The organism is Staphylococcus sp. SUC_1.2, from assembly GCF_026222585.1.
Genome location: NZ_JANJPM010000054.1, coordinates 1 through 7,329, shown reverse-complemented (window position 1 = coordinate 7,329; position 7,329 = coordinate 1). Strand labels below are relative to the sequence as shown.

Below are 7,329 nucleotides of genomic sequence, written 5' to 3'. Positions count from 1 at the left end.
CTTGTTAAATTGTTTATATCTGAAATAGTTCATACAGAAGACTCCTTTTGGTTATAATTATACTATAAATTCAACTTTGCAACAGAACCATTTTTTTCGAGCGTAGTTGCATATTGTTCTAAGTTCACACTATTGTGTTTGTCGATAGTCTCTATCCAAAGTTTTTTAAAATTACTATATCCGTATTTAGCTCCCGATATAGCAGTTGCCATAGCACCAATTGTGTCAGTATCCCCACCAATATTCGCACAAAAAATTGCGCATTTATTGGGGTCTTTACAAAAATAAGCAATTGCCAAAGCAGTGGGGACCGATTCAGTTAATGATGTTCCGCATCCTATCACATCATAAAGCCAGAGCGAATATTCCTCCTCACTTTCGAAATGATTGGCAAACTGAACTGCTAATTTTAATCTTTCTGCTATTGATGCAGAAAAAGTTTGTTCTCCTTCTTTAATAGCTATATCGTGAATATCCAAAACGCCTTCTATAATTTCTTTCCAATTCTTATCTTCCGCTGCCAATGTTACTGCATAAGCAATCATACTAGCTCCGGCTATTGCAACATCACTTGTGTGAGTAGCTTCACTAATTTCCTTAACATAATTTACAAGCTCTACTTTTTGATCTTTAGAAAATAAAGTACCAATAGGAGCAATTCTCATAGCCGACCCATTAGTTAATGCATTTTTTGTATAGAATTGGGAATCTTCTCCTTGTATTATTGCAGTTAAAGCTGCTTTAGAACTTGGGCCAAGAATATTATTTTTAAATGCGTTTGTAGCATTGGCCCATTCAATCAATTCGTCTGCTATGATTTTTTTTGAAGGTTCAAAATGATTTTTATTTAGTGCATCAATGATTAGTAGTGATTGTGCAGTATCATCTGTAAACTGTCCTTTGGTGAAATTTCTGGCTACCTTATTTTCATAAGGACCATCTAAAAAAGTTGTGATTTTCCCAAAAAAATCTTTAATTTTGTTGCGATTCCATAATTCTGAAGGCATACCTAAAGCGTCTCCAATAGCTTGGCCATATAAAGTTCCTAATATTTTATCTTTCATTATAAAACTCCCTTCTTGTCCACTTATACGTACGAGTTAATTTTTTATTTTAGAGCGCTTACATTTTATTGTCAAAATTTTAATATAAATCCCTTCCTTTTATACTATACACAATCTATTTTTTAGTTTTATTTGTGATATGCTTCACAAAAACATAACTGCAATTCTCATAAACCTCATATGTTCTGATACGTTCAAAATCCCTTTATGAAGCGGCTGAAAAAACCGCATCATTTGTGATATGCTTCTCCCTATCAGTGATTTTTCTAAAAATACCCAATTACTACTATAATAAAAAATCACCCTAATATAGGATGACTTTTTATTATGTATAGAATATTTTATATATAAATGATTATTCATTTATATTATTTAGAAGCATTAAATGTTATTTTTTCAATTTTAATGGTTCAAATTTTGGATTAGAATATTTCAAAGTTTTCAATCTATTTACTTCTTTTAACTGTAATTTAGGGAGAACTATTATTTCTTCATTTTTATAGATTTTAGCAAATATATTTTCTTTTTAATCGTTTATAGATTTTATGTATCATTAAATTATAATCAAGCAATATATTGAATTTAAATGTTCTTAGATTAGGTTATTTGTAGAATATTTACATCATAACGTTCCTTAATTTTCTTTTGCTCATTAATATCAAGATAATCAAATTGTAAAAAAAGTTTCTTCTTTGCTCGACTCATAGCTACATAGAATATACGATGCTCTTCATCGTTCATTAAATCTGGTTTCAAAAGTAGACTTAAAGTGTCTTTATTACCTATAACAAATACATTTTTGAATTCTGCCCCTTTAGCTTTGTGAATAGTAATATGGTTGCTTGTATCTTCAATAATATCTACACATATAGCCACGTTTTTATATAAAGCTTTTTCGTAAAAATCTTTTATTTTTCCCTTATTAAACCCCGAAATCTTAAAATCTAAAAATCTACATGCTACATTGTAAAAATCCATTAACGTACCATTACTGTATTCCTCATAGTTATTAATCATATTTAATAGTGAATAAAGAGCTGTTTTTTGGGGATTATTTTTATTCTTATAAATCGAATTGATTATTTTCAAAGCGTCTTTATACTTAGTATTCTTAGCTAATTCAATGGCCTTAATAAGTGAAACAATAATATTCTTTCTTTGGGTGTTACTATCAATTTCTTTAAGTTTTTCAATTAACTTTCTATCAAGATTATTTTCTTCCAAGTTTATTTTCATTGCGTTAGAGGTAATATTATCTCTAGACAATGAAATAAGTGGTTCATTACAACAATTATTAATAGCCTCATTGTAAGTTTTATTTCGATTTCCAACCATTATTGAAACATTGCTATTCTCAATGCCACTACATGATTCTTGTCTAATGTCTTTCCTAATACTATTTAAAAAGGTAACTATTTGCTCTGAACTCCTATGGTTTTCACTAATAGTATGAGAATTTATTGACTCAACTTTAAAATTTTCAAATAAAGCAACTTGTGCGCCCTGAAAACCATAAATTGCTTGTGCTTTATCTCCGATAACCCCTACTATACAACCCCTCTGTCTTAATTTATTTATAATAAAATCTTGAATTTGATTAGTATCTTGAAATTCATCAATAAAAAAATAGGGATATTTAGCACATAAAACAGTAAGGATAAATGGATAATATTTAATTAATTTATATGAGAAAAATAAAATATCATCATGATCGATAATCCCGTTCATCCAATATATTTTTTTATAATTTAATAATTCTTTTTCAAGTATTTTTAGATTTACATCCTTTATTTTTTGCCATTTTTCTTTTTTTTCATCGTATACTAACGCTTTGGAATTTTCACAAACAAATTGTATATCATCATTCTTATAAGAAAGTTTCATAGATAGAAGCCAGTTTTGTAGAGACTTATATAATGTCGGAATAGTCAATATTTGTTTTTTACTATTAGGACGTTCCAATCCTTTAAAGTCTCCATTTTCTACCCATTTCTTTACGTATTTTCTAATCACAACCGGATCATCATGTCCATTTAATTTTCGTATACAAACTCCATATTCTTTTGGTAAAAAAGAACAATATGGTTTAACTACATTTCTATACAAAAAGCTGTGTATTGTAGATATATCTACTCTATTTGAAACACTTTTCCCTAGTCTTTGTAAAATTGTCTGAGCAGCTGTGTTTGTATAAGTAATACATGCAATTTTTTTCATACATTCAAGTTTTTCAGAAGTTTGAGTTACGTTTTTTATATGATTTACCAAAAATTCAGTTTTTCCAGCGCCAGGTCCAGCTTGTACTTTAAAATCTTGTTCTATGTTTAATTTCGTTTGTGCATTAATAATCATATTATTCACACACCCATTCAATTGCATTTGCTATATATTCAGGTACTATAAACTCTTGATATTCATCTTGATTTTTCAATTCTAAATTATCTTTTAGTACTGAAGCTAATTCTAGAGCATTTTCACCCTTTCCTACAGAATTTAGATATCTAGATGCTATCAATGCTTTCTTTTTTTGTTCTTCATTCCAATCAATATTTGTATTTTTTAAAGATTCTTTTATTCTATTATTTTCATGAGAATTTGATAACGTATTAATTAATTCTGAAAAGGTTGCATTACTACTGTATAAATTCATCAATTCAATTAACTCTTTTTTATTAGCAATTGATTCTGTAAGTAATAATTTTAACGAAGGATTATCAAGTATAAGCTGGTATTCAAATGTTTTTCCATATTTTTTAGATTGAACAAAAGCTCTTATATTATTATGTTTTTCATCTTCATATTCATTTAACAAATCATTAGTTGAGTAGTCAAATTCCTCTAAATTCATATTATATTCAAATGGATAACATGCTTTATAGTTATTTTTTGTTTTACATTTTCGTACTGGGTCTAAATCAGTTATACATGAAACTTTACGGTCAATCGCCCCCTTATTATTACTATCAAATAAATGTAAGAAATGTTCGAAATATCTTCCACCTACATTTATTACTGCAACATGATTCTTTTCTAAAGATTTACCTAAGTATTCTGCAAATATATTTAATAGTAATTGTTCTGCAAGACCCTCAACAAAAATTATTTTTTCTGCAAACAACATGTTTGATTTAGTAGCATCTAAAAAACGTTGCACGTATTTCTTGCTTTTAATATTATTCTCACCCAAAATTCTTCCTGGGTAACTAACATTTCCTATATCATTTTTTTTATAAAGACAGATAATATCATCAATATTTGTTGATGATGAAATATGTGTAGAATGGGTAGTTATAAAAATTTGCTTTACCTTTTTATCTTTAATATTATTTTTTAAGAATTTAATAAATTCATTTTGCATAGTAGGATGTAAATGAGCTTCTGGTTCTTCAATAGCTAATATAGGAAATACTTTTGCATTACTGCCTAAAAATTCCCCATCCGAATCTGCTTGCATTTTAGATAGTAGCAAAGCCATGAAAATTAAATTGTTATAGCCTAATCCATTATGAGTTATAGGTATAGACATTCCAGTTGTTTGCCTAACTATTAATTGCAACACCATGTAAATTTCGCTTTCTGAAAGTTGTCCTTCAAAATCCGGGGTTGATTTATCATAGGAGGCTCCTATCTCCTCTATATAAGATAGAATCTCTTGATTACCACTATCTAATCTTTCCTGAATATTTTTAATTAGTTGACTAGAATGGGTAGAAAAGATGTCTTTCCTTTCTTGTAGTTTCATTTTCTGTTCTTCTTCTGTAATATTTTTGTCAGACTTTATATCGTAATCTAAAAAAAAGTCTATTACACTTTTTAATAAAGTGTTTCTTCCACTAAACATATCTCGCTCTACATCTCGTATTGCATCTAAAAACTGAAAGTCAAATTTATTTAAATTATCATTGTCTATAGGAACTTGATTTTCTGGATTACCCCCCCAAATTTTACTAATGTATAATCGGATAAATTGACTTCTAATTATATTCCATATTTCTTCTTTATTATTTGCTTTGTTAACCGTATCAACATAATTTTTTTCTTCAGATATTGGTAAAAAGAATTCATACTGTATTTTGGCTTCATAAGGCTCTTCCAGTTTTGTTAACCAATTGCTTACTGTAATTAACTCATCTGTCATCAAATCTTCATTTTCAGACTGTTTTATACGAACTGTAATTACTATTTTTGGAGATTGTTTTTTTAAAGAGTCTATTGTTAAAGAATTATTAAAATCTTCTACCGATAGTTGTTTTTTTACTGTTCTATCAAATATTATAGCTAAAGCACGCAACAAATTTGATTTACCAGAATTATTATGACCAATTAATACATTAACACCTTCATGAAAATCGATATTAATATTATCAAAACTTCTAAAATTCTTAATTTCAATACCCGAAATGTACATTTTATTCCTCCACTCTCTATAAAAATAATTTATTGATTATTCATTTCTTTTAACATATTATAACGTATTAGATAGTAGTATTTTACTAAATAAAATTATCAAAATTATTTTTTATATTTAATTTTAAATAATGTCTATATTTGATAATTTAAAATTAATTGAGGTGAAATAATGGAAAATAAAAGTACGGATATAATAATTACTCCTTCAGAGGTTACAAATTCTAGTGAAGATGTTGTAAAAATCATTACAAATAGTTTATCAATTCCACGAAGTATACTTCCTTCTTCAGAAGATATAAAAATAGCATTATCTCTCCTACCACGTGAACTAAACTTAATTTCTCCAAGGTTAAGAGATAAATTTATTGCAAAAACATGTGTAGCAATATCAGTAGGTTTATTTGATGGAGCTATTATATATATTTGGAATAGCGTCATTAAAGAATTAAGGTTTAGGGTTCATTCATTTGGTATGGAGATGATCAAAAATGTATTAGGTAATAAAAAAGATGATGATTTTCTTGATGAAATTAAAGATGCAGATTTATTAAAACTTTCCTACCAATTAAATATCCTTTCCGAACAAGGTTTTTTTTATTTAAACCAATGTAGAGAAATGCGAAATAATGCTTCAGTTGCACATCCCACCAAAATAGAAATCGATGACAGAGAGTTAATTACTTTTATAAGTAGATGTTGTAAATATGGTTTATCACATGATAATGCGACAAAGGGTATTGATATGAAAGTATTCATCAGTATGTTGGAAAATGAAACAACAACAATGGATAATTTATCAACTATGTCTGATTCTATAAAGAATACTTTTGATTTACAACAAGAATTAGTTATGAAAATCTTATATTCTAATTACGTAGATGAATCTTCCTCTACAACAAAAAGAAATAATTCATTAGAACTAGCAAAACTACTTAAACCTATATTAACTAATAAAATTGAAACTTCTTTCATTGAAAAACATAATCGTTTAAGTGTAATTGGAGATACTACTGCTTCATCGACTTCCCGAAAATTTTTTGAAAGTATAGGATTATTAAATAGATTAAATGATGTTGAGAAAGTTGCTATCTTTAAAAAGGCTATCACTCAGTTAACAGATGCTCATTTAGGTTTGAATAACTTTTATAATGAACCTGTATTTGCAGAAAGACTATATGAAATTTCAAAACAAATAACGCCAATTCCTGAAATCATTATCCCAGAGTACGTTGAGGTTATATTTACCTGCTATTTAGGAAATGATTACGGAGTTTCAAATAATGCAATGAGTTATTATAAAGACATGCTAAAAAATTTAACTCCAAAAGGACTTGAATTTATTTTTGATTATATTGAAAAAAATGAGCAATTAATTTCAAAAGTTTTAGCTACACCTTGGAAAAAGGCTATTTTGGTCGTCTTAGTTGAAGATTATGCTTCATCATCTCTTTTGACTAGAGCACAAGAGAATAAACTACGAGAAATTAAGCATAAATATTCAATATAAGTAGCCTTAATTTTTAGTATAATATTATCTAATTTCATGTTCTTTCTAATGTTGATAGTATTTATCTCGTAACTATTCCTATTTTATTGGGCTTTAAATAAATGTCGCTTTTAAATTTTTATGTCTATCTTTTTATTAATAGAAGAAGTATAGAGTTCTGTCTGTTTCTCTTCTGTACTCTATACCTCTTCATATTCATAGCTCACTTTTCCAATATTTTTCATCTTTTATCTTATAAATATTTATACAAGATTAACTCTATTAATGAGTTATTTTATTCTGAAGTTTCATCTTACTTAAAATCTTTTACCACACTAAATATTTCATAATAAGTTCTTATTGTATTTT

4 protein-coding genes are annotated in these 7,329 nt (G+C 27.4%); 1 reads left to right on the top strand and 3 read right to left on the bottom strand.

Annotated elements, in window-relative coordinates:
* Positions 1-62 precede the first annotated feature (62 nt).
* The 3 genes from NR218_RS12230 to NR218_RS12220 all read right to left on the bottom strand — a co-directional run bounded on the left by NR218_RS12230 (position 63) and on the right by NR218_RS12220 (position 5,472).
* Positions 63-1,064, bottom strand: coding sequence for an ADP-ribosylglycohydrolase family protein (locus tag NR218_RS12230; RefSeq protein WP_265848573.1), 1,002 nt, complete (start codon positions 1,062-1,064; stop codon positions 63-65).
* Between the two features lie 597 nt (positions 1,065-1,661).
* Positions 1,662-3,416, bottom strand: coding sequence for a UvrD-helicase domain-containing protein (locus tag NR218_RS12225; protein ID WP_242288198.1), 1,755 nt, complete (start codon positions 3,414-3,416; stop codon positions 1,662-1,664).
* Position 3,417: 1 nt separating this feature from the next.
* Complete coding sequence (locus NR218_RS12220) at positions 3,418-5,472, bottom strand: ATP-dependent nuclease (RefSeq protein WP_242288196.1); 2,055 nt, start codon at positions 5,470-5,472, stop codon at positions 3,418-3,420.
* A 171-nt stretch (positions 5,473-5,643) separates the two neighbouring features.
* Between NR218_RS12220 and NR218_RS12215 the strand changes: the two genes are divergently transcribed.
* Positions 5,644-6,981, top strand: a complete 1,338-nt coding sequence (locus tag NR218_RS12215; protein WP_265848569.1) for a hypothetical protein — start codon at positions 5,644-5,646, stop codon at positions 6,979-6,981.
* Positions 6,982-7,329: the final 348 nt, after the last annotated feature.

What these genes read in the sequence shown, in the direction of transcription:
- NR218_RS12230 (WP_265848573.1), bottom strand. Translation starts at nt 1,064, where the DNA reads ATGAAAGATAAAATATTAGGAACTTTATATGGCCAAGCTATTGGAGAC.
- NR218_RS12225 (WP_242288198.1), bottom strand. Translation starts at nt 3,416, where the DNA reads ATGATTATTAATGCACAAACGAAATTAAACATAGAACAAGATTTTAAA.
- NR218_RS12220 (WP_242288196.1), bottom strand. Translation starts at nt 5,472, where the DNA reads ATGTACATTTCGGGTATTGAAATTAAGAATTTTAGAAGTTTTGATAAT.
- NR218_RS12215 (WP_265848569.1), top strand. Translation starts at nt 5,644, where the DNA reads ATGGAAAATAAAAGTACGGATATAATAATTACTCCTTCAGAGGTTACA.